The organism is Mesorhizobium sp. W067 (assembly GCF_054719525.1).
In genome coordinates this window covers 5,835,831-5,859,912 of record NZ_JBTTII010000001.1, presented here as the reverse complement: position 1 = coordinate 5,859,912, position 24,082 = coordinate 5,835,831, and the positions used below count along the sequence as shown (strand labels likewise).

19 protein-coding genes, 1 tRNA gene and 1 pseudogene are annotated in these 24,082 nt (G+C 63.9%); 9 read left to right on the top strand and 12 right to left on the bottom strand.

All coding sequences use genetic code 11. The features are described 5' to 3' along the window. Window positions 1-64: 64 nt before the first annotated feature. Genes ACYG97_RS28440 through ACYG97_RS28430 form a run of 3 tightly spaced genes read left to right on the top strand, consistent with a single transcriptional unit; the run spans window position 65 to window position 3,229 of the window. Window positions 65-1,108 (top strand): class II aldolase/adducin family protein, encoded by a 1,044-nt coding sequence (locus ACYG97_RS28440; RefSeq protein WP_023732353.1) that lies wholly within the window; start codon window positions 65-67, stop codon window positions 1,106-1,108. Beyond that, window positions 1,092-2,381, top strand: a complete 1,290-nt coding sequence (locus tag ACYG97_RS28435; protein ID WP_023723356.1) for an FGGY-family carbohydrate kinase — start codon at window positions 1,092-1,094, stop codon at window positions 2,379-2,381. The genes ACYG97_RS28440 and ACYG97_RS28435 overlap by 17 nt, the downstream gene beginning before the upstream one ends. Further along, a complete protein-coding gene (locus ACYG97_RS28430) occupies window positions 2,378-3,229 on the top strand; it encodes a TIGR01459 family HAD-type hydrolase (RefSeq protein ID WP_023732354.1) in 852 nt (283 codons plus the stop codon). The genes ACYG97_RS28435 and ACYG97_RS28430 overlap by 4 nt, the downstream gene beginning before the upstream one ends. Window positions 3,230-3,304: 75 nt before the next feature. Here ACYG97_RS28430 and ACYG97_RS28425 read toward each other — a convergent pair whose 3' ends face one another. Genes ACYG97_RS28425 through ACYG97_RS28410 form a run of 4 tightly spaced genes read right to left on the bottom strand, consistent with a single transcriptional unit; the run spans window position 3,305 to window position 7,229 of the window. Continuing rightward, window positions 3,305-4,486 (bottom strand): hypothetical protein, encoded by a 1,182-nt coding sequence (locus ACYG97_RS28425; RefSeq protein ID WP_031194650.1) that lies wholly within the window; start codon window positions 4,484-4,486, stop codon window positions 3,305-3,307. Window positions 4,487-4,507: 21 nt separating this feature from the next. Further along, window positions 4,508-5,518, bottom strand: coding sequence for a succinylglutamate desuccinylase/aspartoacylase family protein (locus ACYG97_RS28420; protein ID WP_023732356.1), 1,011 nt, complete (start codon window positions 5,516-5,518; stop codon window positions 4,508-4,510). 2 nt (window positions 5,519-5,520) lie between these two features. After that, window positions 5,521-5,865: a RidA family protein gene (locus ACYG97_RS28415; RefSeq protein ID WP_023686804.1), complete on the bottom strand. Its 345-nt coding sequence runs from the start codon at window positions 5,863-5,865 to the stop codon at window positions 5,521-5,523. A gap of 38 nt (window positions 5,866-5,903) precedes the next feature. After that, window positions 5,904-7,229, bottom strand: coding sequence for an alanine racemase (locus ACYG97_RS28410; RefSeq protein WP_023686803.1), 1,326 nt, complete (start codon window positions 7,227-7,229; stop codon window positions 5,904-5,906). Between the two features lie 71 nt (window positions 7,230-7,300). Between ACYG97_RS28410 and ACYG97_RS28405 the strand changes: the two genes are divergently transcribed. Further along, window positions 7,301-8,242, top strand: a complete 942-nt coding sequence (locus ACYG97_RS28405; RefSeq protein WP_023686802.1) for an amidohydrolase family protein — start codon at window positions 7,301-7,303, stop codon at window positions 8,240-8,242. On the opposite strand, the gene ACYG97_RS28400 is transcribed toward ACYG97_RS28405, so the two are convergent. From ACYG97_RS28400 to ACYG97_RS28385, 4 genes are read right to left on the bottom strand one after another with little or no spacing between them, the layout of a single operon-like run. Beyond that, window positions 8,216-9,187 (bottom strand): ABC transporter permease, encoded by a 972-nt coding sequence (locus ACYG97_RS28400; protein WP_023695084.1) that lies wholly within the window; start codon window positions 9,185-9,187, stop codon window positions 8,216-8,218. The genes ACYG97_RS28405 and ACYG97_RS28400 overlap by 27 nt on opposite strands. Continuing rightward, entirely contained in the window at window positions 9,184-10,149 is a 966-nt protein-coding gene (locus tag ACYG97_RS28395) for an ABC transporter permease (RefSeq protein WP_023686801.1), read from the bottom strand. Before ACYG97_RS28395 ends, ACYG97_RS28400 begins: the two co-directional genes overlap by 4 nt. After that, complete coding sequence (locus ACYG97_RS28390) at window positions 10,146-11,645, bottom strand: sugar ABC transporter ATP-binding protein (RefSeq protein WP_198029674.1); 1,500 nt, start codon at window positions 11,643-11,645, stop codon at window positions 10,146-10,148. Before ACYG97_RS28390 ends, ACYG97_RS28395 begins: the two co-directional genes overlap by 4 nt. Before the next feature lie 27 nt (window positions 11,646-11,672). After that, a complete protein-coding gene (locus ACYG97_RS28385; RefSeq protein WP_023748647.1) occupies window positions 11,673-12,725 on the bottom strand; it encodes an ABC transporter substrate-binding protein in 1,053 nt (350 codons plus the stop codon). A 229-nt stretch (window positions 12,726-12,954) separates the two neighbouring features. Here ACYG97_RS28385 and ACYG97_RS28380 point away from each other — a divergent pair, with 229 nt between their 5' ends. Further along, window positions 12,955-13,761 (top strand): IclR family transcriptional regulator, encoded by an 807-nt coding sequence (locus ACYG97_RS28380; RefSeq protein WP_155923913.1) that lies wholly within the window; start codon window positions 12,955-12,957, stop codon window positions 13,759-13,761. Window positions 13,762-14,832: 1,071 nt separating this feature from the next. Here ACYG97_RS28380 and ACYG97_RS28375 read toward each other — a convergent pair. Beyond that, window positions 14,833-15,183 carry a hypothetical protein gene (locus tag ACYG97_RS28375; RefSeq protein ID WP_156931535.1) on the bottom strand — a complete coding sequence of 117 codons (351 nt, stop codon included), beginning with the start codon at window positions 15,181-15,183 and terminating at the stop codon, window positions 14,833-14,835. A gap of 58 nt (window positions 15,184-15,241) precedes the next feature. On the opposite strand from ACYG97_RS28375, the gene ACYG97_RS28370 reads away from it, so the two are divergent. From ACYG97_RS28370 to ACYG97_RS28360, 3 genes and pseudogenes are all read left to right on the top strand, one after another. Continuing rightward, complete coding sequence (locus ACYG97_RS28370) at window positions 15,242-15,559, top strand: hypothetical protein (protein ID WP_023715626.1); 318 nt, start codon at window positions 15,242-15,244, stop codon at window positions 15,557-15,559. Window positions 15,560-15,916: 357 nt separating this feature from the next. Beyond that, window positions 15,917-16,036, top strand: a pseudogene (locus ACYG97_RS28365) (zinc-binding dehydrogenase); the annotation flags it as partial. A 67-nt stretch (window positions 16,037-16,103) separates the two neighbouring features. Further along, the gene (locus tag ACYG97_RS28360; protein WP_023681865.1) at window positions 16,104-16,358 is read left to right on the top strand and encodes a hypothetical protein; all 255 of its coding nucleotides are present in this window, start codon (window positions 16,104-16,106) and stop codon (window positions 16,356-16,358) included. Window positions 16,359-16,497: 139 nt separating this feature from the next. Here ACYG97_RS28360 and ACYG97_RS28355 read toward each other — a convergent pair. Together ACYG97_RS28355 and ACYG97_RS28350 are read right to left on the bottom strand one after the other, a co-directional pair. Beyond that, window positions 16,498-16,574: transfer RNA gene (locus ACYG97_RS28355), tRNA-His, on the bottom strand. 345 nt (window positions 16,575-16,919) lie between these two features. Further along, window positions 16,920-17,378, bottom strand: a complete 459-nt coding sequence (locus ACYG97_RS28350; protein ID WP_023715623.1) for a phasin — start codon at window positions 17,376-17,378, stop codon at window positions 16,920-16,922. Window positions 17,379-17,700: 322 nt separating this feature from the next. Between ACYG97_RS28350 and ACYG97_RS28345 the strand changes: the two genes are divergently transcribed. Next, window positions 17,701-21,705, top strand: coding sequence for a PAS domain S-box protein (locus tag ACYG97_RS28345; protein WP_023732359.1), 4,005 nt, complete (start codon window positions 17,701-17,703; stop codon window positions 21,703-21,705). A 263-nt stretch (window positions 21,706-21,968) separates the two neighbouring features. Here the strand turns inward: ACYG97_RS28345 and ACYG97_RS28340 are convergent, their stop codons facing one another. After that, window positions 21,969-23,933 carry an acetoacetate--CoA ligase gene (locus tag ACYG97_RS28340; protein ID WP_023732360.1) on the bottom strand — a complete coding sequence of 655 codons (1,965 nt, stop codon included), beginning with the start codon at window positions 23,931-23,933 and terminating at the stop codon, window positions 21,969-21,971. Window positions 23,934-24,082 lie beyond the last annotated feature (149 nt).

The window sequence follows — 24,082 nt, the reverse complement described above, 5'->3', positions numbered from 1 at the left end:
ATCAACATCCCACGACGGGTATCCGAAGCTGCGAGGCTGACGGAGCTGATAGAGGAAATGCGCCATGGCGAGCTATGCGGATGCGCAGGAAATGGCTGCCTTGCGGGCGCTTTCGGCCAGCATCGGGCGCAATCCAAACCTGACCCAGGCCGCCGGCGGCAACACCTCGCTGAAAGCCGGCGACACGCTGTGGATCAAGGCTTCCGGCACATGGCTGAAGGATGCGCTCTCCGAAGACATCATGGTCCCGGTGGCGATGGCGCCGCTGCTCAGGGCTGTCGAACAGCGCGACAGCGCCGCCGACCAGCCGCAGATCTTCGCCATCGAGACGCTCAACGCCCGGCGCCTGCGCCCTTCGATTGAAACCACCGTTCACGCGCTGATGCCGCAGCGCGTCGTCCTGCATGTCCATTGCGTCGAAACCATTTCGCTGGCGGTACAGGCCAATTGCGAGGTGGAAGCCGCCAGACGCCTTGATGGTCTCAAATGGGCGTATGTTCCTTATTTCCGGCCAGGCCTGCCGCTTGCCCAGGGTATTGGCGAGCGGCTTCAGGCTGGGGTCGACGTGCTAATCCTTGCCAATCACGGGCTGGTCGTCGCGGCCGATACCGTCGCCGAGGCCGAAGTGCTGCTGCGCCGCGTCACGCTGCTTCTGGCGCGGCCGGCGCGCCAAGTGGCGGAACCGGATGTTGCGGGATTGGCGGCGCTGACCGGGAAAACCGGTTACAGGCTGCCGGCGGAAATCGAGGCGCACGCGGTCGCCATCGATCCCGAAAGCCGCCGCATGGCGTCCGGGGGCAGCCTCTACCCCGATCACGTCATCTTTCTGGGTCGGGGGTCGGTGGTGGCAAAGCCCGGTGAGGATGTGCCGCGCGTCATCGAGCGGTGCGGTACAAACCCCGTGGCGATCCTGTTTCCCGGGCTGGGCGTGCTGATGCGCGGCGATGCCAGTGCGGGCGCCGACGCCATGCAACGCTGCCTTGCCGACGTGACGGCACGCATCGACATTGCAGCGCGGCTGAACTACCTCACCGCCGCCGAGAACGATGAACTGGTCAACTGGGACGCCGAGAAGTATCGCCAGAAACTCAATGCCGCCAGCCGCTGACACGCCGCTTGCCATAGGCATCGACATCGGCACGTCCGGCGCGCGCGCGGTCGCCATGCGTCCGGATTTTTCCATTGCCGCGCGTTCCGCCGTTTCGCTCGAGTTGTTTGGCCGGAATGCCCGCGACCCTGCAGTGTGGTGGTCAGCGGTCGGCGCAGCGCTGGCGGAACTGCTTTCGGGCATCGACCGAACAGCGGTCCGGTCGATCGCTGTTGACGGCACTTCAGGTACGTTGCTGCCGGTCGACGGCGCCGGGCGGCCGCTGGCCGAGCCGCTGATGTACAACGATACGGTCGCCGACAACGCCATTCTGGTCGCGATCGCTCGCGAAGCCCCAGCGACCAGTGCCGCACTTGGGGCGACGTCCGGTCTCGCCAAGGCGCTCTGGTTCCAGCGCACGCCCGGTGTTGCCGCGGTGCTGCATCAGGCGGACTGGATCGCGGGACAATTCTCCGGTCGCTTCGATGTCAGCGACGAGAACAATGCCTTGAAAACCGGTTACGACATCACGGCCCGCTGCTGGCCGGACTGGATTGCGGCCACCGAAATGCGCATGGAGTTGCTGCCCGGTATCGCCAGGCCGGGCGATGTCGTCGGCAAACTCACCGCGGATGCCGCGGATATGTTCGGCTTACCGCGCGAAATCGCCGTCGTCGCCGGAACGACCGATGGCTGCGCCTCGTTCCTGGCGACAGGTGCCGCGGCAATAGGCGACGGCGTCACCGCGCTGGGGTCGTCGTTGACCGTCAAGATCCTGTCCGACCGGCCTATCTCGGCGCCACGCTTCGGCATCTACAGCCATCGGCTTGGAGATGTCTGGCTGGCGGGCGGCGCATCGAACTCCGGCGGCAAGGTGCTGACACAGCATTTCCCTCTGGCGCGCATCGTCGAGCTGAGCATGGCGATCGACCCGATGACCGAGACCGGCCTCGACTACTATCCTCTTGCCACTGCAGGCGAACGCTTTCCGATCGCCGATCCGGCACTGCCGCCGCGTCTTGTGCCGCGACCGGTGGAGGACGCCGACTATCTGAAAGCCATGTTGGAGGGTATCGCCGCGATCGAGGCGCTCGGCTATGACAGGCTCGCCGAGCTCGGCGCTCCGCAGCTGACGTCGGTCAGAAGCGTCGGCGGCGGTGCGGCGAATGCCGCCTGGACGGCGATCCGGCAGCGCAGACTTGGTGTTGATTTCCTGCCGGCGCTTTCGGACGAAGCCGCCGCCGGCACAGCGCGGCTGGCGCTGATGGGCGCAAGCGCGGCGGGGCTTCTATGAGCGCGAAAACAGTCGAACACCTCAACGGCGTCAACCAGCTGGCCGAGCGCTATGATTTTTTCCTGCTCGATCAGTTCGGCGTGCTGCATGACGGCGCCAGCCCCTATCCAGGGGCAGTGGAAGCACTGTCGGCGCTGAAGCGCGCCGGCAAGACCATTGTGCTGATCTCGAACTCCGGCAAGCGGGCGGGGCCTAACGAGAGCCGGCTGCTAAAGCTCGGCTTCGAACCGGGAAGCTGGGACCATTTTGTTTCTTCCGGCGAGGTCGCGTGGGAGTTCTTCCACGACATGGCGGTATCCGGAAAGCTACTGCCAAACACGAAATGCCTGTTGATAAGCCGCGACGATGACCGCTCGGCGATCGAAGGTCTGCCGTTCGCATTGACTAAGGACGGTGACGATGCCGGGCTGGTGCTGATTTCGGCCAGCGAGGGCGACCGCTATGATCTTGAGCACTATCGCCGACTTCTTGCGCCGGCTGCGGTGCGGCAGGTGCCATGCTTCTGCACCAACCCTGACAAGATCATGCTGACGGCAGTGGGGCCGCGCTTCGGCGCCGGCCGGCTGGCGGATCTCTACGAGGACCTCGGTGGTAGCGTCACGCGTATCGGCAAGCCTTACCCCGCCATATTCGGCGCCGCACTAGCGCTGGCAGGCGATCCAGACCGCGGCACTGTGGTCTGCGTCGGCGACAGTGTCGAACACGACATCGCCGGCGGACTTGCTGCCGGCGTGGCCACGGTGCTGGTTCTGTCAGGAATATTGGCGGAGACCCCTGACCTGTTCGATCTGTTCGACACGATGGACGCCTACCCGGATTACACCATGGATCGCTTCAGGTTTCGCTGATTTGATTCACCTGGCAGCGCTCGCGCGCGAATCCGGCCTCAACGCCTCGTGGCCGACGAGCATTGGCCGGCTGGCTCAAGACCGCCGAACAGCGCGGATCCAGTCGAGCCGCGCGGCTGGAATGAGGCCGTAATTGTAGAAATTGATGCCGTCAACACCGGGCGCCAGCGCCGGCTTCACCTTGGCCGCGAGGATGTCGGGGCGGACCATTTCCGGATAGAACAGCCGGTAGCCGGCGCCGAGGAATTTGTCCGCGCCCAGTGCCGCACGGCCGGCCGCCATCAGGCTGGCGACATCGCCGGCCTGCATGTCGTAGGCGCACAGGATCGCCCCGTCGCAGACCTTGCCCAGCGCTGCCAGATCGCAACCGCCAAGCCAGCCGTCTTTCAGATCGATAATAACGACCCGCGTCGTGGGATCGGCTACCTCGCGCAGTTCGGCGACCAGGCTGGTCACTGGCTCGAATCGCCACAAGAGATAGGCATGGAGCTCCGGCCACGGGGCAAAGGCGTCGAGGCCGCAGGCGGGGAAATCGGGAAAGCGCCGCTCAGGCACCGCACGCTCGCAGGTCTCGACGATCCATTGCCTGGTCAGCTTGCGCGCCGCCTCGGCATCGATGCCGGCTTTTGCCGCACGGGCGACGCAGGACGGACAGAAGCACAGAGACAAAAGAAAATCGTCTTCCGGCGTCAGCCCGACACCGTCCTTCTCGTGATGGTATTCATGGGCAAAGCCCATGAAGGACGGGCTTTCAAGTTCTATCCGGTCCGGCCGGTAGCTGTGCGAGATGTCGGCGATCAGCGCGCGGACATAGGCGCGCGCATCGGGATGGGACGGGCAGAGATTGTAGTAGTTGGCATCGCCGAAGGCGTTGCGGGTGACGGCCTGCGGATGCAGCATGCCCAGGCGGGTGTTGTGCAGGCAGACCGTCCAGCACGAAACGCCTAGCCCGCCTGCGTCGCGCCTGCGGATAAGCTGACCGAGCACGTCGCCGCCCTCAGCGATCACGTCAGCCACCTTGGGCTGGATGGCTAGACTTCCCCAGCGCGCAGCGGTCGGCTTGAAATAGATGGTGCCGTCCTCAGGGAAATAGGCCTTGCGGCGCGGGCTGCGCGGCTGCAGGAAGCGCCCGGCATGATAGGATGTCGCCAGGCTGATCATGTTGAGCCCGGCGCGCTCGACAAGATCACGTTCGACCGTCTCCAGGCCGAGATCCTGGATGTCCCAGGGATAGGTCCACATGGACAGTTGCTGCATGGAATATCCTCTGCCTTTGGCTCAGCCGTCGACCGGCTCTGCGACCTGCATTAGGCAGTCGCCCGCCTCACACATCGTGTGCAGCCGGCGCGACAGCACCAAGCCGCTTTCGGCGAAATGCAGGGCCTCCTCGGCAACATTGAGCCGCTCGAGATCGTGGTACCAGCCGGCCAATTGTCCTGAAGTGACACTGTCGCCGAGCCTGGCGGCGGGCTCGAACCAGCCGCGGCGGGTGGCATAGAGGCCCTGACTGTGCCTGGACAGGGACAGCAGCCTTGTCGGCGCTGAAGGCTTTTCGCCAGCGCCAAGAACCGGCGCGTCGACCACACCCATTGCTATCATCAGACGGTCGAGCGCGCGGGCCGTGATCGCCATCGAATCGACCGTTGCGGTGCCACCGCCGCCGAACTCACCGCTGACGCCGACGGCGCCGGCGCGGCGCGCTGCGCCCATCGAGGTTGGCGAGGCCTGGCCGTTGTCAGCGATAAAGCCGTAGGGCATGCCGAGCGTGCGCATCAGCTCGACGCCACGCCGGTGGCGCTCGGGATCGGCGTTGCGTTCGACCAGCGCGGTCGGCAGATGCTCCATCGACGTGCCGCCCGAATGGATATCGAAGACGACGTCGTGACGAGGAAACAGCTCCGTCTCAAGGAAATTGGCGAGCCGGCTTGTCGGCGTTCCCGAGGGATCGCCGGGAAACGCCCGGTTGAGATTGCCGCCGTCGAGCGGCGAGCAGCGCTTGGCGGCCATCACCGCAGGGGCGTTGGCCATCGGCATGATGGTGATGCGGCCCTTGATCCGCTTCGGATCGAGCCGGCGCGCCAGTTTTGCCAGCGACAGCTCGCCCTCATATTCGTCGCCGTGATTGCCGGCCATCAAAAGCAGTGACGGGCCGTCGCCATTGCGGATGAGGCAGATCGGCACCTTGACCTGAAAGTAGGGCGAGCGATCGATCGAGAACGGAATGCTTAGATGGCTGAGCGTCTTGCCGTCGCGGTCGAAATCGAGCGTGTGGGCGAGGCCGGTGTGCATGGTCAGACCGCCGCGACCGCGGTGATTTCGATGCGGAGATCAGGGTCGGCAAGCCGCGCCTCGACGCAGGCCCGCGCCGGCAGGCGGGCAGGATCGATCCAGGCATCGTAGATGCTGTTCATGGCCTCGAAATCACCGATCTGCGGCAGGAAGATGTTGACCGCCACCAACTTCGACTTGCTGCTGCCGACCTCGACCAGCAGCGCCTCGACTTTGGCAAGCACGTCGCTGGTCTGGCCTTCGATGCCGGCCTTGCGATCGTTGGCCACTTGGCCGGCTATGTGAACGAGGCCGCCATAGACGACTGCCTGCGACATGCGCGAGCCGGACTGAAAATACTTGATCATATCGGATCCTTTCGAGGTTCTCTTTTTGGGGGATCTGGTCAGCCGAACCAGGTGGGGAAAGCGTGGCGGACGTGGCCGGTCGCGTCGACGCCGAAGATCACGCGATAACGGTCGAGGCAGGTGCAGGGATGCGAGATGCCGAATTCGACGACGTCGCCGACGGCCACGTCGTCGCTCGGTGCAATCGACAGGAAGGAATGCTGGTCGTTGAGCTTGACCACCTCGGCGCGCGCCGCCGGCATCGGCAGCGGCTTGCAGGCACGAAAGACGGTGAGCGGCGTTGGAAAGCCCTGGTCGAACGACACGTCGCGCATGCCCATGCCGCAGATGACAAGGCCCGGCTCCGGACGCGACAGCACTTCGGCCCAAAGGCGTAGCGCAGGGCGAAAGGAATGCCGCGCCGAAGCGCTGATGCCGCCTATGGCAAAACCTTTGCGGGCATCGAGGGCGCCGAGCGAACGGTCATAGGTGCCGTGGTCGTGGAAGAAGATGGCGCCGCTGCGCAGCACCAGCGTTGCGTTGCCGTCGCTGGAAACGAGGGGTGCAAGCGCCGCGACCACCTGGTCGAAGAAGGCGGAGCCGCCGGCTGTGACGATCAGCGGTGCGTCGCCGCCGACGCGGGCACGCAGCCGCAGGAACATGTCGGCGGTCATTGCCAGCAGGCCGGATATCACCTCATCGGTGCGACCGGGCTCGGGTTGCGCCGCCGCCCCTTCATAGGTCGCAACGCCGGCGATCAGCAGCCGCCCGCCGGCAGCCGTGATCGCATCGGCGATGGCCTCGGCTTGCGCGGTGGTGCGGGCGCCCGCCCTGCCCGCACCAAGTTCGACCAGCACGCGCAGCGGCGGCAGCGCCGCATTGGCGCGCCAAGCCTCGGCAAGCGCGTTCACGGCGTCGACCGAGTCGGCAAAGACATAGAGCTCGGCATCCGGCCAGGCACCAGCAAGCACGGCCAGCCGGTTGGCGCCGCCGGCTCCTCCAACCTCATTGGCGATGATCAGCCGTGTCAAGCCGGCCTTCAGCATCACTGTCGCTTGCCTGATGTCGGCGACCGTCGTGCCCCATGCGCCGGCCTCGACCAGCGACCGGGTAAGATCGGGCGCCATCGGCGTCTTGGCATGCGGAGCGATCGCAACATTGTGTTCGCGCGCATAGCGCAGGAACAGGTCGCGATTGGCGGAGAAGGCCGCCTCGTCGAGGGTCAGCACCGGAAGCGCCATGCGTCCATCGGCCGGATGCCAGTGCTCGGCCGCGACAAGGCTGCTGTCCAGCCCGGTTGTGCCGGGAGGCACGCCGCGGATGCGGTCGTCGAGCCGAAAATTTTCGCGCACCGAAAGGGCTGGAACCGGTGAGTTTTCAGTCATGCGATGCTAACCCTTTTACCGTCGCAGAACGAAGCCAGGATCGATCGCCGGTCACAGCCTGAGAGAGATACGTGCCAGAACCTTACGCCGGACCGATCATCGACGCCCATCATCATCTTTGGGATCTCAGACTGGGACGGCATCCCTGGCTCGCCGCCACGGCCAGCGAGCGCGGCGGCCTCGGCGAGCTTGGCCCCTTGCGGCGGAACTATCTGCCCGGGGATTATGCGCGCGATGCCATAGGGCATAATGTCGTCGCCACCGTCCATGTCGAAGCCGGCTGGGCGAGTGGCGACTGCATCGGAGAAACGCGCTGGCTTGAAACACTCGACAAATCGCGCGGCGTCGCCGCCCGCTATGTCGTTCACGTGCCGCTCGCCGATCGCCAGGCGCCGGCGCTGATCGAAGCGCAAGCCGCGTTCGAGCGTGTCGCCGGCGTGCGCGACATATTGAGCTGGGATCCCGACCCTGCCCGCCGTTTTGCGGCCCGTGACGGCATCATGGACGATCCGGCCTGGCGCGCCGGGCTTGCCTTGCTTGGCCAGCATCGGCTGGCCTTCGACATGATGGTGTTTCCGCGCCAGCTCGCCGACGCGGGGCTGCTTGCCAGGGCCTTCCCCGATCAGCAATTCGTGCTCAACCATTGCGGTAGCCCGATCGACCGCGACGCCGATGGCATGCAGGTGTGGCGCGACGGGCTGCGGCTTCTGTCGCAATTCGACAACGTCGCCATCAAAATATCGGATCTGGTCGCCTACGATCATGACTGGACGCTCGACAGCCTGAAGCCCGTCGTCCTGCATTGCATCGATTGTTTCGGCACCGGTCGCGCCATGTTCGGCAGCGACTTTCCGGTCGCCGGCCTGCATGCCTCGTTCGATGACATATATGACGGCTTCAAAACCATCACAGCGGACTTTTCCGCCGACGAGCAGACGGCGCTGTTCTTCGGCAACGCAAGGCGCATCTATCGGCTCGACGATGTGTCATCGGCGCGCCTGCTCCCGGCCTGAGAGCAGCAGCAGGCCGAGGATCAGCGAGCCGAACAGGATGCTGCGCCAGCCGGGCGATGCGTTGACGACGGTGATCAGCGCGGTGATGGTGACCAGCAGGATGGCGCCGGGGATGGTGCCGGCATAGGTGCCAAGCCCGCCGAGGATCGAGGTGCCACCGAGGACCACGGCGGCAATCGAGGCGAGCAGATAGGGATCGCCGATGCCGACATAGCCCTGTCCGTTCATGCCCAACACGAGCACGCCGGCAAGTCCCGAGCAGAAGCCGCTGATGCCGTAGACCGCAAGCGTCGTGGACGTGACCGGAACACCGGACAGCGCCGCGGCAAGCGGGTTGGCGCCCATGGCAAAAATCCGGGCGCCGAGCGATGTCGCATGCATCGTGGTCAGCACGATCGCCGAGACGACCACCCACAACAATACGCCAGCGGGAATGCCGGCCGGCCGGCCATTGCCGAGCCAGTGGACCAGCGGGTTCTCGGCGGTCACGGCGCTGCCGCCGGCGATGATGATCAACAGACCCTGCAAGAATGTCGCCATGGCCAATGTCATGATCATCGGGTGGACGCGCAGCAAAGCGACGCCGAGCCCGTTGACCAGGCCGATTGCCGTGGTCAGCACCAGAACGGCAAGAATGGCGGTGATGCCGGTCGGATCCACCTGCCACGACAGCAGCGGCAGGCTGACGGCGCTGACCGTGACGATGGCCGCGACGGAAAGGTCGATGCCGCCGGCGATCACCACAAAAGTCTGGCCCGCGGCAACCAGGCCGATGACGGCGCCGAGCTCCACCAGATAGCGCAGATGGCCATAAGCGCCGAAGCCGCGCGAAACGAAGCTCGCCACGATCCAGACCGCGGCAACGATGGCAACGGTGAGAAACGGCCGGCTGCGCAGGACCGTCAGGGCGCGTTTGCCGCCCGCGCTGTCATTCCATGCTGTCATTGCTGTGCCTTGCGGAATTGCGGGATGGCGACCGCGCCGATGATGATCAGGCCCTGGGCCACATATTGTGCGACCGGCGTGAAGCCGAGGAAGAACATGACGCTGATCATCAGGCTTAGCAGCAGGCTGCCGGCAAGCGCGCCGCGCATCGTGCCCTGGCCGCCGAGGAAGCCGATGCCGCCGAGCACCGCAGCGGCAATCGAGTTCAGGGTAAAGGCGGCGCCGATGACCGGGTCGCCCGAACCGGTCTGTGCGGCGACGAACAAGCCGGCGCCGGTGGAGAGCAGACCGCTGATCGCATAGGCCGCAATGCGCGCGCCGTCGACCGGCACGCCGGAGCGATAGGCGCCGACCGGATTCTCGCCGGCGGCATAGAGGCTCAAGCCAAGCGGCGTGGCGAGATAGAGCTTCCACAGGAGAACGATGAGCACCAGCAGCACGAATGCCGCCGGTGTGTTGCCGGCAAGCAGGTCGGACAGCCACGCCGGGATTGCGCCGCCGGGCCGCGGCAGGATCAGCAGTGCGGCGCCGCCGATGATGAACGACCCGGCAAGCGTCACCACGATGGCCGGCAGCCGAAGCCGTACCACGATGAAGCCGGTCGCCGCCCCGATGCCGAGGCCCGTCAGCGCCACCGCGGCAGTGCCCCCGGCGACGCCCAGCGGCCCGGCCATCGTCGTCGCGGCGATGACCGCGCCCAAGCTGACCGTCGCGCCGATGGCCAGGCTGATGCCGCCGGTGAGCATCAGGATCGCCTGCGCCATCGCGACCAGAGCCAATGGAAACCAGCTCTGCGTGAATTTGGCGAAGCCGGACGCCGTGAACAGACCCGGAAAGAGGACGCCATAGGCGATGAGAAACACCAGGACGACGGCAAACAGGCTGCGCACGCCGACATTGCGACGCAGTTGCACCGGCCAGTAGAGCGCGCCGGTCTGCCGGGCGGAGGAAGATGTGTTCATGCCGCAACCTTCCGCTGTTCGGCGCCCATCGCCGCGGAGACGATGGCTTCCTCGCTCAGCGCTCCACGCGCCAGCATGGCGACGATGCGGCCTTCGCGGACGATGGCTACACGGTCGCAAAGGTGCACGAGTTCGGGCGTGTCGGAACTGAGCAGCACGACCGCCTTGCCGGCGGCGGCGAAATTGCGAAGCATCATGTAGATCTCACGCTTGGTTTCGACGTCGACGCCGCGCGTCGGATCGTTGAGCAGAAGCACCAACGGGTCGTGCGGCATCCATTTCGCCAGCGCCACCTTCTGCTGGTTGCCGCCCGATAGAGCCTGCGCCGCCCGGCCGAGGTGACCCTTGATGCCGAGTTGGGCGGCAAGGCTTTTGGCCGTCTCGCGCTCTGCGCGGCGGCTGCGCAGCTTCAGCGCCGGCAGCCTGGCAAAGGCGGGCAGCATCATGTTGGTGATGATGGGATGGATCAGGTGCAGGCCCTCGCGCTTGCGATCCGCGGGCACATAGGCCAGCCCCAGCGCGTTGGCTTTCGGCACGCCGCCGGGCAGGCCGGAGGCGCCGTTGACGGTCGCCGACGCCGTCCGTGCCGGAATGGCGCCGTAGAGACCGAGCAGCAGATCTTCCTGCCCTTGCCCGACCAGGCCGCCAATGCCAAGCACTTCGCCCGTTTTGATATCCAGATCGACGTCGCGCATCAGGCCGGCCGAAAGATTTCGGACGGAGATAGCGTCGGCAAGCAAACTGGAAGGCTGCCATTGCGGAAAAAGATCACCGGGATCGCGGCCGACCATCAGCCGAACCAACCCGGCGGCGTCGGTGCCTTCCAGGGCGCGGTCGGCCGTGCAGGTGCCGTCCTTCAGCACGGTGACGTGCTGGCACAGCGCCATGACTTCGTTCAGTCGGTGCGAGATGTAGAGAATGGCGATGCCTTCGCCGCGCAACCGCTGCAGCAGATCGGTGAGGATTTTGGTTTCGGTTGCCGATAGCGACGATGTCGGTTCGTCGAGAATGAGCACGCGCGGCCGGCGGTAGAGCGCCTTGGCGATCTCCACCATTTGGCGGCGGCCGAGCGACAGATTCCCGACCGGCGTCGACAGCGGCTCGTGCAGCCCGACAAGTTCGCATGCGGCCCTCGCCCGCGCAGCGAGTTCGCGGTAGTCGATCAGGCCGAACCGTTTGGGATAGGCGCCGAGACCAACATTTTCGGCGATGGAAAGACTGGCCGTCAGGCTGAGTTCCTGCTGGACGACGGCGATGCCGGCCTGCCGCGCAACAGCTGGCGTCATGCGTGAGACCGCGCGTCCATCGACCTCGATCGTCCCGCCATCCGGTCTCAAGGCGCCGGACAAAAGGTTGATCAAGGTCGACTTTCCGGCGCCGTTCTCGCCGAGCAGCGCATGCACGCGGCCCGGCTGGAGAGCGATTGAAACGTCGCGCAGGACGGGGTTGCCGAAGAAAGACTTCGACACCCCGCGCGCCGCGAGCAGCGGAGCCATGGTTGTCAACGCTACAACCCTTCAGGCTTATTTCTGAGCCAGCAGCTTCTTGAACAGCTCCTCATCGTAAGGAGAAAAGATGTAGCCGTCAGCCGGGAAGTCCTTGGCCCGGGCGAGGTATTCGTCGATGTTGGAATTGTCGATCACCGGCAGCGGAATCTTGACGAAAGCCGGCACATCCTTGCCTTCCAGCGCCTGAACGGCGGTGTAGGTGGCGAAGGCGCCGAGCCAGTTCGGCTGCATCGTCGCCCAGCTCTTCAAGCCCTTTTCTTTCCAGAGTTCCAAAAACTGCCGGGCGTTCTCACCGGTGATCGGCACCTGTTCACGGCCCTGCTTGTCGAGGGCCAGCACGGCGCCTGCCGACAGAGCGCCGCCGAGCGACAGGATGCCGTCGATCTCGGGGTTGGCGAAGAGCAGGCTGGTGACGGCTTCCTGTGCCGGCGCGACGTTGTAGGGCGTGTTGGTCTCGGCAAGCACCGTCACGTCGGGATGGGCCTTGAGCTCAGCGTCGGCGCCTTTGCGCCTGTCATCGCTGACCGAAACCCCGGCGGGGCCATTGAGGATCAGGATCTTGCCCTTGCCGCCGATGGCGTCGATCAGGAACTTGGCGGCCTGGTCGCCCCATTGCGAAGAATCGGTGTTGACCTTGGCGGTGACCTTGTCGGTGTCGACGAGGCTGTCGAAGTTGATGATGGCGATGCCCTTGGCGCAGGCGTCGGCCAGAACGCGTGCCGGTGCGGTCGACGAACCGGCGATCAGGATGATGGCGTCGACATCGGAATCGATCATCGACTGAATCTGCTGGATCTGGACGTTGGCATCGCCCTGAGCGTCGGTGACGACGAGCTTGTCGACCAGTCCCTGCTTCTTCAGGGTCTCGACTTCGGCTTCGATCGTGCCTTGGGTCTGCTTCATCCAGGTCGGCACGGAATAGATGTTGGCCCAGCCGATCGTGTACGGCGCCTTGCGGTCGCCCTTGATGCAGTTGGCGGCAGCATTGGCCTGCGAGGCGACGCCAAAGCTCAGCACGAGACCGAGGCAAAGCGCGCTGGCGGATGCGAAAAACGGTGATTTCATCATGACTGTTCCCTTCAGAGGTTGTGGCCTCGACGTGCAGAACAAGGGCGAGGAAACCCGTCGGTCGCCGGGTCTTGGAAACCGTGTGTCCTCTCGGGATTTGTCTGCGTCCGGCTCGTTAGTTTGTCTGGTATTTCAGACAATGTGTCTGTATATCGGACAAATTGGATGCTAGACCGAGCCTTGACATCTTTCAAGCGCCTTGAGACGAGAACCGAAATGATTTTGGCGGATGGTCATGAGCGACGGCACTAACGATGCGATCGGGAAGGAAGCCGGCGCGGAGCCGCGCAACGGCGAACGACGACGCGGCATTGACCGCGTCATCATGCTGCTCGAGGCGTTGCTGCGGCACCGCGCGCCAATGCGCGTCGGCGACATCGCCAAGATGATCGGCGCGCCGCGTTCGACCACCTACGAGATCGTCAACAGCCTGCTCGACGCCGAAATGCTCGAAAACGTCGGCGGTGAAGGTTACGTCTATTTCGGACGCGCCATGCATCTGTTCGGCTGGGCCTACTCACATCACAACGCCCATTACCGTCGCATCATCGAGACCTTGGATAAGTTGGCCGCCGAGACAGGCGAGACGGTCCAGCTATGCGGCCTGCGTGGCAACAAATACGTCGTTCTGGACTGCCGAGATTCGCCGGGCCCGTTCCGGATCTCAAGCGATGTCGGGGTCGAGGTGCCGATCCCATGGACGGCATCCGGACGGCTGCTCCTCGGCCATATGAACGAGCAAGAGTTGAGGGACTTCATCCCATCTGGCGACTACAAGCTTCCCGACGGCCGCATCATTGCACCAGCCGAATTCTTTGCCGATGTTGCCTTGGCCCACCGGCAGGGTTTCAGCGAGACCACAGCCTTGGCCGACCGTTTCACCTGGTGCATGGCGGCCCCCATCCGTGACGGCCACGGCGCCATCAAAAGGACCTTGTGTTTGGTGTTACCCGTCGACACGCCGGAGCCACGGCGCGACGAACTGCTTGCGTTGCTGCGCGAGCGCGCCCGTGGACTGTCTCTGGCGGGAGGCTGACGATCAGCCGTCGTGCCCTCAGGTTGAAGCCTCTTAAAGGCACATGGATTCCGCTCTTCCCCATTGTTCCATTTAGGTTCCGGACCTTAGTCCCATAGTCGGTGGATAAGGTCCGAACCAGGGAACACGCAACCGGAAGCCACATTAGGAGAAGACCGTCGATCAAAGTCCCTTCATCGCCGGTTGAGGATCCCGCCGCTCTTACTGTCGAGAGCGCGGCGAATCCTTACGCGCGGAGCGAGCACATGAGATTTGTCGAGATTTTCACAGATGTGCTTACGGCCCTGCTTCTCGCTTTATTCGTGTGCGGGATATTCGCTGTTTTCGGAGGCCATCTGGTTCCTCCACGCTACGCAAAGATGGTGTTGCTGCCGGACCTCGATAAGATGACGACTGCATCATCTACACCCAGCTTGCCCGATTCCATCGACTTGCAACTTCAAAAGCGCCCAGAGGTGCAAAGGTCTGCCGGCGTGACACAGCGCGCAGTCGGTCTGGAGCCGCCAGTGCCATCCAGCAAGCGGTAAGAATCAGCGGAGGTTTTGTGGCTCCCCAGCTATCAGAGAGCGCCGGCGATTATTGACAGACCCGGCTCTTGAAATTGGCTGAAATCGCCGCTCCACATTTCCGCATCTGTTTGAATTGTGTTTATCAACTAGTGCGAACGCTATGGCGAAGCAGGTTGAGCTGGCGGCGTTCCTGGCTGATCCCCGCCAGTGCTTGATCGCGGCGTGGGATCCTTGTCGAGCTTGGGATTTCGGTCCACCGGTTCGCCATTCACATCATCGGCCTTGGAGTTTGCAGGGTCCGTTTGGCCAGGATTTGGGCTGTAAGTATCTGGCGATGGAACCCGGCTGTTTTGCTGTGTCGCCGGTGTCTTAGCCTGCTCGCCATAGATTTCAGCGATCCCCCAGGCAACGAGCGCCAAGACAAGGCCTGCCAAGAGCACGCCAAGGACCGGTCGCCCCAAGCCACCCTGCCTGGCCCGCTTTTCCGGAATGTTTCTGCTCATGATCGCAACCTTGGGCTAAGAGGAGTGGCCCGCGCTCCAGGAGCGAAGACGCGAGACGGTCAAGAGTTCCGGACGTTGGCCATGCGGCGAACAGGGAACTCGCTGCACATACCGAACTCGCTGGCGCTGTTGATGTTCCCACGGAATACAAACAGCGCGCCGCCGGGAGCCGGACTGGCAATTTGGGTTGGAGTGGCTGGAACGAGCCAGCTCAAGGTCAACGAGCGGCGGTGTGCGTAAGCGGGCAGCCAGACTGGAACTTTGCCGAATCTGCCGCGTTGCCGACCATGGCCGACTACAACGAGACCACCAATCCGGTGCTGACCGGTTGCAAGGCCCGCGTTGCCACCAGGGACATCTGTTTGAAGGCTATCTGAAATTTGCTCCTCGTTGTCGGCGATTCCGCCCAATGGAACATCCTGATCCGCTCGCGGTTGGGGAAGCCCGGGCCAGCTCAGGAGCATCATCATGAACGTCGAACGTAACCCGGCCGAAGACAGAGGCGATATTCAGTCTGGGGCGACAGAGGACAAGACGCCGGGATTCGACCCGGCGGCGGCGCCTATGGAAACCGATGCCGAAGCGGCAGACACCGGCGCCGTGCCGGTTCCCGCAGCGACGGGCACGCCGGCTTTCGCTAATCAAGCAAGCTTCGCCAATGCGATGCGGCGGCCGGACGACGAGAGCGCCCCGGCCCCGAGTAAAAACGGCCCGGTGCTGGCCATTGTCGCGCTTGTCGTCGTTGCCGCCGTCGTGTTCGTTGTCGCCGCGATGCTGGCGCGATAGCAGATCCTGCGCTTGCGCCAAACCTCTGCCCTTGGACGCGTTCAAGGATGTGGCCGTGGGCAACAGGCGATCAGCGGCTGGAAAAGCAGGTTGCAGCCGCGCATGCCACGCCGGCCGGCACCCCGACCGAGCAGCATTGCGGCATGGCCGAACCCCGTTCGGTCGCCAAGGGTTGAGGCCGGATGCTCGTTGGAAGCGGGAACATTTCACATCGAGCCAAGTTCGGGCTCGCAGAGCTTGTCGTCAAGGAACAGCACATGCAGGCCCTCACATGGCACGGCAAAGGCGAGATACGCTGCGATCAGGTGGCCGATCCGACGATCCAGGATGAACGCGACATCGCTGCAGAAAGTTCGGAACGGCGATATCGACCCGTCATTTCATCGGGCTGGCCCCAAGGCCGGGCCCGAACTTTACAAAACCTTCCGCGACAAGGAGGACGGCTGCATCAAAGTCGTGATGCGCCCGCACGGCTGACCGTTCTGCCTCAGTGGCCCGACTATGTTGTCCGGCCGTCTGCATGCTGAAAAGGCGAGAGTTGAAAATGGCCAAGGACAAACCCGTATCGACAAACCCGGCCGCCACACCTTCGGTCAGATCGCCTGAGGCCACCGGCCTGCCACATCCCCGTCGCGACGCTGAAAACAGCGATTCCGGCGCCAAGCCGACGGCGCCCAAGACCGCTGGCGCCCAGCAAGCGTCCAGATCGCCGCTCGACAGCCGTATTGCAAATCGCAATGCCGGCCGTCCTCGTCAGGCAGGCACGACGCCTCGGCCGACCGACGAACCGCTGGAGTAAAATGAAACCTTAGATGCGGCGCGGGTATCTGCACCGCGGTGTGTGTGCAGTCAGGGTCTTCCTGCCCTGCCGACAGCGCCATACAGGTCTTGATCTCCCGTGGATCGCCGGGATCGGCTTACTTTAGCGGAAAATTCGATGGTACCGTTGGCTGGGATCGAACCAGCGACCTCCGGATCCACAATCCGGCGCTCTAACCATCTGAGCTACAACGGCACGTTCGCCTGAGCCAGATCGTGGTGAAAATTCATTCTCCGAGATCCGCTCTGTCGTTCGGCGATGCGTCCAATACGGTCTATCAGAGACTAATTCAAGGCCTTTGATAAGGCAAAGCCGGTCTCCCAACAGACGCCCGTTTCTTCGGCAAAAGAAAAAGGCCGGCGGGAGGAGGTGCCGGCCTTTTCCTGTTACGAGCCAGCGGGAGGAGGTGCTGGCTGGTCACCCCGGAGAGCAGAGGGAGGAGGTTCCACTCGCCGGGTATTCATTTGGACAACTCTATCGCACACCTATTTGTCTGACGAAATGCGACGTTTTGATGCATCGCAGAGTTGTGCGCAATTATTAGGCGGCCTTGATGTCCTTCAGGGCCTTCTCGAAAGCGGTCTTGACCGGCTTGGAGACGTCTTCGGCAGCCTTCGAAGCAACAGCCTGGAAGTCCTTGGCCTGCTCGACGGTGGTCTCGACGCGCTTGCGCAGGAAGGCGGTCTGCAGTTCGACCACTTCCGACAGCGACTTGGCGCCGATGAGGGCCTCGAGATGCGAGAAGCCGGCTTCGGCATTGGCGCGCAGAGCGGCGATCGTCTTGAGCGACAGGTCGCTGGAAACGGTCTTGGCAGTCTCGAAGGTCGATTCCAGGACTTTCTGGGTCTCTTCGGCGCCGGTCTTCAGCTTGGAGTAGGCTTCCTTCGACTGCTCGACGCCCTTTTCGGCGAAAGCGCGGATCTGGTCGGTTGCCTTGGAAGCGTCGAAGCTCGGGAATTCAACGTTTTCGAAGGTCTCAGCGGTCTTGGCCTTGGTCATTTTCCATCCTTTCGGGGTAGCGGCTTTGACAAAAAGCCGTCTCGTTCATGTATGATGGCAATATAGCGGTTTTTTTGTGCGATGCAATATCTTTGTTGCAGTGCACCATAATTTCTTCCCATGCGTTACCCCAAGAGGTTACCCAACGGCATTCCGAGGGGCTGTTAACCAAGTGGCCAGAGATTCCACCTGCTTCCCGCCATGGCTTGTGGACCTTCGCCGCGCGGGCTTTTATTAACAAAGCGTTAACTGCAAATTGCCCGCCTTGTAGGTTCGCCAAGAGGGGTTCGCCAAGATTTCACCGAAAGGGTCCGCCAAGCGCATGCCTTCCGAGAACTACTCTTTCCTCGATGTCGCCGTGCTTGATGCGGTTCGCCAGCGCTTCGCCGCCGGCGACGCGATCGCGATTCTGTCGGCCGACCTCGAACAGGTGATCTGGGCCAACGGCCCGGGCGCTGCGGTGTTCGGCTATCCCGACATCGAGGCCATCATCGGCGCCTCGGCACAGCTGCCGCTGATCGCCAGGCGTCAGATCATGGCGACCGCGGGCTTCCCGCAGATCGGCAGCGACCGCGCCATTACGGTACGGCTGGCGACCGGCATCACCAGCCGCGCCGTCGGCTTCCTGGCCAGTGCGGTGACTATGCCGGACGGCGAAAGCGCCATCATGCTGGTGGTGCCGGCAGCGCAGGCCGGCTCGCGCAGTGCTGCCGACATTGCGGCCCGCGCGATCAGCGGCTTTACCGAAGACGGCCATTTCATCGCCTTTGTCGACGCCGCCGGCACTGTCGAGGCGGCTTCGGATGGCTTTGGCGCGCTCGCCATCCGGCCTGAGACGCTGGCCGCGCTTGTCGCCGACGTGGCGAGCCAGGACGACCGCATCGTCAAGCGGCTGGTCCCCGGCGGCGCCACGTCCTATCCGGCCGGCTTCGCGCGCCTGACCGAGTCCAGGCATCTGCTGGTGGTCATCGACGAGGATCAGCTCGATGAGGAAAATCCTGTCGGCGAGCTGGATGCCGAACCTGCTGCAGCGCGGGTCGACGATGGCCCGGCGCAAGCCGCCGCGGAGAACGCGGTAACGGTGGATGCGGTGGCTGACCACCCCCCCGCAAGCGGGAATCAGGGCGCCCCACTCGCGGCCGCGCCTGATGTCGGGGAGACAGGTCCGGCTGCCACCGAGCATGATGCTTCGGCGTCAACCGATACAAAGGCGGACGATCGCGAGCAGACGACCGGCCGCGAGCAGGCGGCGAATGACAGCGCGCCGGCGCAACATGATCATTGGTACTTCCATGCCGGCGAAGAGCCGCAGGCGGGCGAGCCGGACAGCCCGGCGCAGGCCGAGCCGGACTCTGTTTCCCCGGCCGAGAGTGCGCAGTTGGACAGCAGTGCCGCTGCGCCCGCCCTGCCCTCTGACGCAGCCCCACCGGCTGCGCCTCCCGCCAAACGTGAGATCGACCGCTCGGCGCCGCCGCTGCGCTTCGTCTGGCGCACCGACGCCGAGGGCAAGTTCAGCGCGCTGTCGCCGGAATTCGGCGACATTGTCGGCAAAGCCGCCGCCGACGTGATCGGCCGCCGCTTCAAGGACGTCGCGACAATTTTCGGCCTCGACGCCTCGGGCGAGATCGCGGGCCTGCTTGAACGGCGCGACACCTGGTCGGGCCGCTCGGTACTGTGGCCGGTTGCCGGCTCCGACCTGAAGATACCGGTCGATCTGGCAGCACTGCCTGTCTATGGCCGCAGCCGCGCCTTCGAAGGTTTTCGTGGTTTCGGCGTCGCCCGCGCCGGCGATGCGGTGGTCGATCCGGAAGCAATCGGCATGGCGCTGGTCCCCAATGGCGCGCCAGCGGCAGCAGCCGAGCCGGCCCCGGAACAGCCCGTGGCGGAAGCTCCCAAGGCGGCCGATCCGTTCGAGGGCGAAGTGCCGGCACTGACCATCGTGCCGAAGCAGGAACGTCGTTTTGCCGACAAGGTCATCCGGCTGGCCGAGCATCGGCAGCCCGCCAACGACAAGCAGCCGACAAGCGAGAGGGGCCTGTCGACGCTGGAGCGCAGCGCTTTCCGCGAAATCGGCGAGCGGCTGAAGAAGGACAATCCCCCGCCGGAGCAGCCGGAGACTGCCAAGCAGGCCGAACCGGCCAATCCGGATCAGGTAACGCCAGACCAGGCCAAGGCAGATGAGCCCAAGCCGGATCATGTCGAGGCGGACCAGCCTGAAACAGCCGCGCCAGCCCGACAACCCGCCGAGGTCTCGAGTCCGGACGAAGCCGGCCCGGCTGCCGTGGCTGAACCATCGGCAGCCGCACCCGAAAGCGAAACGGCTGAGGCCGAACCGCCGGAAAGCGATGCCGAGGACGAAAAGGACCTGACGCGGCTTGACGGCGAGCAGCCGGACGACGGCCTTGCGGACAGCGAAGCAGGCGAGGCGAAGGCGCCGACAGTGTCGCGCTCCCTGCTCGACTATGCCGATCCCGAACCAGGCTCCGTCACCGAAGACAGTACGGAAGCAACGTCGTCCAACGACGAACTTGCGCCGGCTTCCGAACCGGATGATACGCAAGCCCAAGAGATCGTCGAGGCCGCAGAGCCACAGCCGGTTGTTGCCGAGACGCCGGCCAATGCCGGTGAAGACGACAGCATGACGTCGGCCGACTTCCGCGATGCCGAGGACAATGAGGATTGGGCGCCGTCCGACGAGGCGACCGATTCCGCCGTGGAAGACGGGGACAAGGCCGGCGATGCGGACACAGTGCCGGCAGAACCACAGCGCCTGAAAGTGCCGCCGCTCAAGCTTGAGGGGTTCATGCCTTCGGCATTCTCGGCCGGAGATGAACACAAGGCCCCTGACACGTCGATCCTCGGCAAGCTGCCGGTGCCGCTGCTCATCCATTCGGGCGACGAGCTTCATTACGCCAATGAGGAATTCCTCGGCCTGACCGGCTATGACACGCTTGAGGACCTGAGCGACGCCGGCGGGCTCGACGCGCTGTTTGCCGATCCCTATTCAGAAATGGCCGGCGAAAGCGACCACACACTCAAACTGAAGACGCGCGAGGGCCAGGAATTTCCGATCGAAGCCATTTTGCGTTCGGTGCCGTGGCGCGCCGGCAAGGCGCTGATGCTGGTGGTGCGACGTACCGGCGATAACGAGCCGCCGATGGTTGCGCATCTCGCAGCCGAGGAGCAGACGCAGCCCGATGTCTCCGAACTCAAAGCGCGCATTGCCGAGATGCGCACCATCATCGACACCGCGACCGATGGTGTGGTGTTGATCGGCCGCGACGGCGACATCCGCTCGATCAGCCGGCCGGCCGAGGCGCTGTTCGGCTTCGACAGCGACGACGTCACCGGTAAACCGTTCGCCTCGCTGTTTGCCATCGAAAGCCAGCGCGCGGCGCGCGACTATCTGAACGGCCTGTCCGAGCCCGGCGTGGCGAGTGTGATGAACGATGGCCGCGAGGTGATCGGGCGCGAGGCGCAAGGGCGCTTCATCCCGCTGTTCATGACCATCGGCAGGCTGCCCAATGACAGCGGCTTCTGCGCCGTGGTGCGCGACATCACGCAGTGGAAGCGGGCCGAAGAGGATCTGACCCAGGCGCGCGCGGTGGCCGAGCGCGCCTCCTCGCAGAAGACCGATTTCCTCGCCCGCATCAGCCACGAGATCCGCACGCCGCTCAACGCCATTATCGGCTTTTCCGAGCTGATGGTGGACGAGAAGTTCGGCCCGGTAGCCAATGACCGCTACCGCGACTATCTCAGAGACATCAACCGCTCGGGCAACCATGTGCTCGATCTCGTCAATGACCTCCTCGACATTTCGAAGATCGAGGCCGGCCAGCAGGAAATGGACTACGAGGCGGTGTCGCTCAACGATACGCTGGCCGAGACGGTGGCGATGATGCAGCCGCAGGCCAACCGCGAGCGTGTCATCATCCGCTCCAGCTTCGCCTCGCGACTGCCGGAAGTCGTCGCCGACCTCAGAAGCGTGCGCCAGATCGCGCTCAACATCCTGTCCAATGCCATTCGCTATACGCAAGCCGGCGGACAGGTGATCGTGTCGACCGCCTATGAAACCTCCGGCGACGTTGTCATGCGGGTGCGCGATACCGGCATTGGCATGAGCCATGCCGAGATCGAGCAGGCGCTGAAGCCGTTCAAGCAGATCAATGCGCTGAAGCGCGGGCGTGGCGACGGCACCGGTCTCGGCCTGCCGCTGACCAAGGCGATGGTGGAAGCCAACCGCGCCCGCTTCACCATCACCTCGACGCCGGGCGAAGGGACGCTGGTCGAGGTCGCCTTCCCGTCGACGCGGGTGCTGGCCGAATAGGCCGGCGATTTCCGGGCGAGAATCCCGGACAAAGAAAAGGCGTCCAACAGGACGCCTTAAATGGGATTTGCTGTCACAACGGGGCTTGAGCGAATCTGATCCTCAGGGGACGAGGAACGGGATTTCTCCCTCAAGTTACGTGCGACTATCGACGCCGGGCCTTAACAACTCCTTACCGGCCGTCCAAAAAATTTACGAATGTGTACCACTCATGAAATCTAGGTAAATTCGACCGACATATCTGGTTAACCATCCCGGCCGCGTCACTCAGCCAGCTGCGGCAGGTTCCTGAACAGCTCCAGCGCCTCTGGATTGGCCAACGCTTCCTTGTTCTTGATGGCGCGGCCATGCACCACGTCGCGCACTGCAAGCTCGGTGATCTTGCCCGAATTGGTGCGCGGAATGTCGCTGACGGCGACGATCCTTGCCGGCACGTGGCGCGGGCTGGCGCCGCTGCGGATCTTGGAACGAATGCGCTTTTCCAGATCCTCGTCCAGCGTCACGCCGGCGGCCAGCCGCACGAACAGCACGACGCGGACGTCATTGTCGAAATCCTGACCGATGCACAGCGCCTCAAGGATCTCCGGCATCTGTTCGACCTGATTGTAGATCTCCGCCGTGCCGATGCGCACACCGCCCGGATTGAGCGTCGCGTCAGAACGGCCGTGGATGATCATGCCGCCATGCGCGGTCCATTCGGCGAAGTCGCCGTGGCACCAAACATTGTCGAAGCGCTCGAAATAGGCGGCCTGGTATCTCTTGCCCTCAGGATCGTTCCAGAAGCCGATCGGCATCGACGGGAACGCTTTTGTGCAGACCAGCTCACCCTTTTGCTCGCGGATCGGCATGCCGTCATCGTCCCATACATCGACGGCAAGGCCGAGGCCGGGACCCTGGATCTCGCCGGTCCAGACCGGTTGCGTCGGTACGCCGAGCACGAAACAGGAGACGATGTCGGTGCCGCCGGAAACCGAGGCGAGATGTACGTCCTTCTTGATGCCGTCATAGACGAAGCGGAAATCCTCCGGCGACAACGGTGAGCCGGTGGAGGAAATAGCCCGCACACTCGACAGATCATGGCTGCGGATCGGCTTGAGCCCGGCCTTGCGTACGGAATCGATGAATTTGGCCGAGGTGCCGAAAAAGGTCATCTTCTCGGCATCTGCGAAGCTGAACAGCACATTGCCGTCGGGGTGGAAGGGCGAGCCGTCATAGAGCAGCAGCGTGGCGCCCGAGGCCAGGCCCGACACCAGCCAGTTCCACATCATCCAGCCGCAGGTGGTGAAGTAGAAGAAGCGGTCGCCTTCGATGAGTCCGGCATGCAGCCGGTGTTCCTTGACGTGCTGGACCAGCGTGCCGCCGGCCGAATGGACGATGCATTTGGGAATGCCGGTGGTACCTGACGAGAACAGGATGTAGAGCGGATGCGCGAACGGCAGCCGCTCGAACGTGACCGCTTTGGCGGTAAAGGGTAACAGCGCCCCTTCGAGCGCCACGGCCTTGTCGATGATCGCTGCGATATCGCGCGACGTACCGAGATAGTCGACGATCAGGACCTTGGCTACTGTTTCGAGCTTCGCTGCAACGGCAGCGATCTTGTCGGCGACCTCGATTGCCTTGCCATTGTACCAATAGCCATCCGGCGCAATGAATATGACCGGCTCGATCTGGCCGAAACGGTCGAGCACGCCCTGCTCGCCGAAATCGGGGGAACAGGACGACCAGACCGCGCCGATGGAGGCGGCCGCCAGCATGGCGGCGACGGTTTCCGGCATGTTGGGCATCATCGCCGCGATGCGGTCGCCCTTTTTCACCTTGAGCGACAGGAAAAGCTGCTGAAAGCGCGAGGTCAGCTGGTGCAGTTCGCTCCACGACAGCCGCCGCTCGATCTTGTCCTCGCCGCGAAAGACGATCGCGTCACCGGAACCGGTCTTCTTCAGCAGGTTCTCGGCGAAGTTCAGCGTCGCTTCGGGAAAGAACGATGCGCCGGGCATCTTGTCGCCATCGACGAGCACCGGCCCATCGGTCCCTTTGTCGCCGACAATGCCGCAAAAGTCCCACAGCAGGCTCCAGAAGCCTTCGCGATCCTCGACCGACCAGCGGTGCAGGTCGGCGTAGGAGGCGAAGGATGTGCCGCTTTTGGCCGCTGCTGCCTTCATGAACGCGGTCAGTGGTGCTGCGTCGATCTGGTCTTGCGTCGGGGTCCAGAGCGGTGCTTCGGCAGCCATGATCGATCCTCCTTGAAGCCCGTCGCGTCGCAAGATAGATATGCTTTTGTTTTGATGCACGTCGTTGTCCCGGAACCGCTGCACTCTTCCGGGCGACATGCACTAGCCTCAGCTTTACAGGCGCCGCTGTCCCAAAAACGCCGCGCCTC

Coding starts and splice junctions, on each gene's coding strand:
- ACYG97_RS28440 (WP_023732353.1), top strand. CDS start 65: ATGGCGAGCTATGCGGATGCGCAGGAAATGGCTGCCTTGCGGGCGCTT.
- ACYG97_RS28435 (WP_023723356.1), top strand. CDS start 1,092: ATGCCGCCAGCCGCTGACACGCCGCTTGCCATAGGCATCGACATCGGC.
- ACYG97_RS28430 (WP_023732354.1), top strand. CDS start 2,378: ATGAGCGCGAAAACAGTCGAACACCTCAACGGCGTCAACCAGCTGGCC.
- ACYG97_RS28425 (WP_031194650.1), bottom strand. CDS start 4,486: ATGCAGCAACTGTCCATGTGGACCTATCCCTGGGACATCCAGGATCTC.
- ACYG97_RS28420 (WP_023732356.1), bottom strand. CDS start 5,518: ATGCACACCGGCCTCGCCCACACGCTCGATTTCGACCGCGACGGCAAG.
- ACYG97_RS28415 (WP_023686804.1), bottom strand. CDS start 5,865: ATGATCAAGTATTTTCAGTCCGGCTCGCGCATGTCGCAGGCAGTCGTC.
- ACYG97_RS28410 (WP_023686803.1), bottom strand. CDS start 7,229: ATGACTGAAAACTCACCGGTTCCAGCCCTTTCGGTGCGCGAAAATTTT.
- ACYG97_RS28400 (WP_023695084.1), bottom strand. CDS start 9,187: ATGACAGCATGGAATGACAGCGCGGGCGGCAAACGCGCCCTGACGGTC.
- ACYG97_RS28395 (WP_023686801.1), bottom strand. CDS start 10,149: ATGAACACATCTTCCTCCGCCCGGCAGACCGGCGCGCTCTACTGGCCG.
- ACYG97_RS28390 (WP_198029674.1), bottom strand. CDS start 11,645: ATGGCTCCGCTGCTCGCGGCGCGCGGGGTGTCGAAGTCTTTCTTCGGC.
- ACYG97_RS28385 (WP_023748647.1), bottom strand. CDS start 12,725: ATGATGAAATCACCGTTTTTCGCATCCGCCAGCGCGCTTTGCCTCGGT.
- ACYG97_RS28380 (WP_155923913.1), top strand. CDS start 12,955: ATGGTCATGAGCGACGGCACTAACGATGCGATCGGGAAGGAAGCCGGC.
- ACYG97_RS28370 (WP_023715626.1), top strand. CDS start 15,242: ATGAACGTCGAACGTAACCCGGCCGAAGACAGAGGCGATATTCAGTCT.
- ACYG97_RS28360 (WP_023681865.1), top strand. CDS start 16,104: ATGGCCAAGGACAAACCCGTATCGACAAACCCGGCCGCCACACCTTCG.
- ACYG97_RS28350 (WP_023715623.1), bottom strand. CDS start 17,378: ATGACCAAGGCCAAGACCGCTGAGACCTTCGAAAACGTTGAATTCCCG.
- ACYG97_RS28345 (WP_023732359.1), top strand. CDS start 17,701: ATGCCTTCCGAGAACTACTCTTTCCTCGATGTCGCCGTGCTTGATGCG.
- ACYG97_RS28340 (WP_023732360.1), bottom strand. CDS start 23,933: ATGGCTGCCGAAGCACCGCTCTGGACCCCGACGCAAGACCAGATCGAC.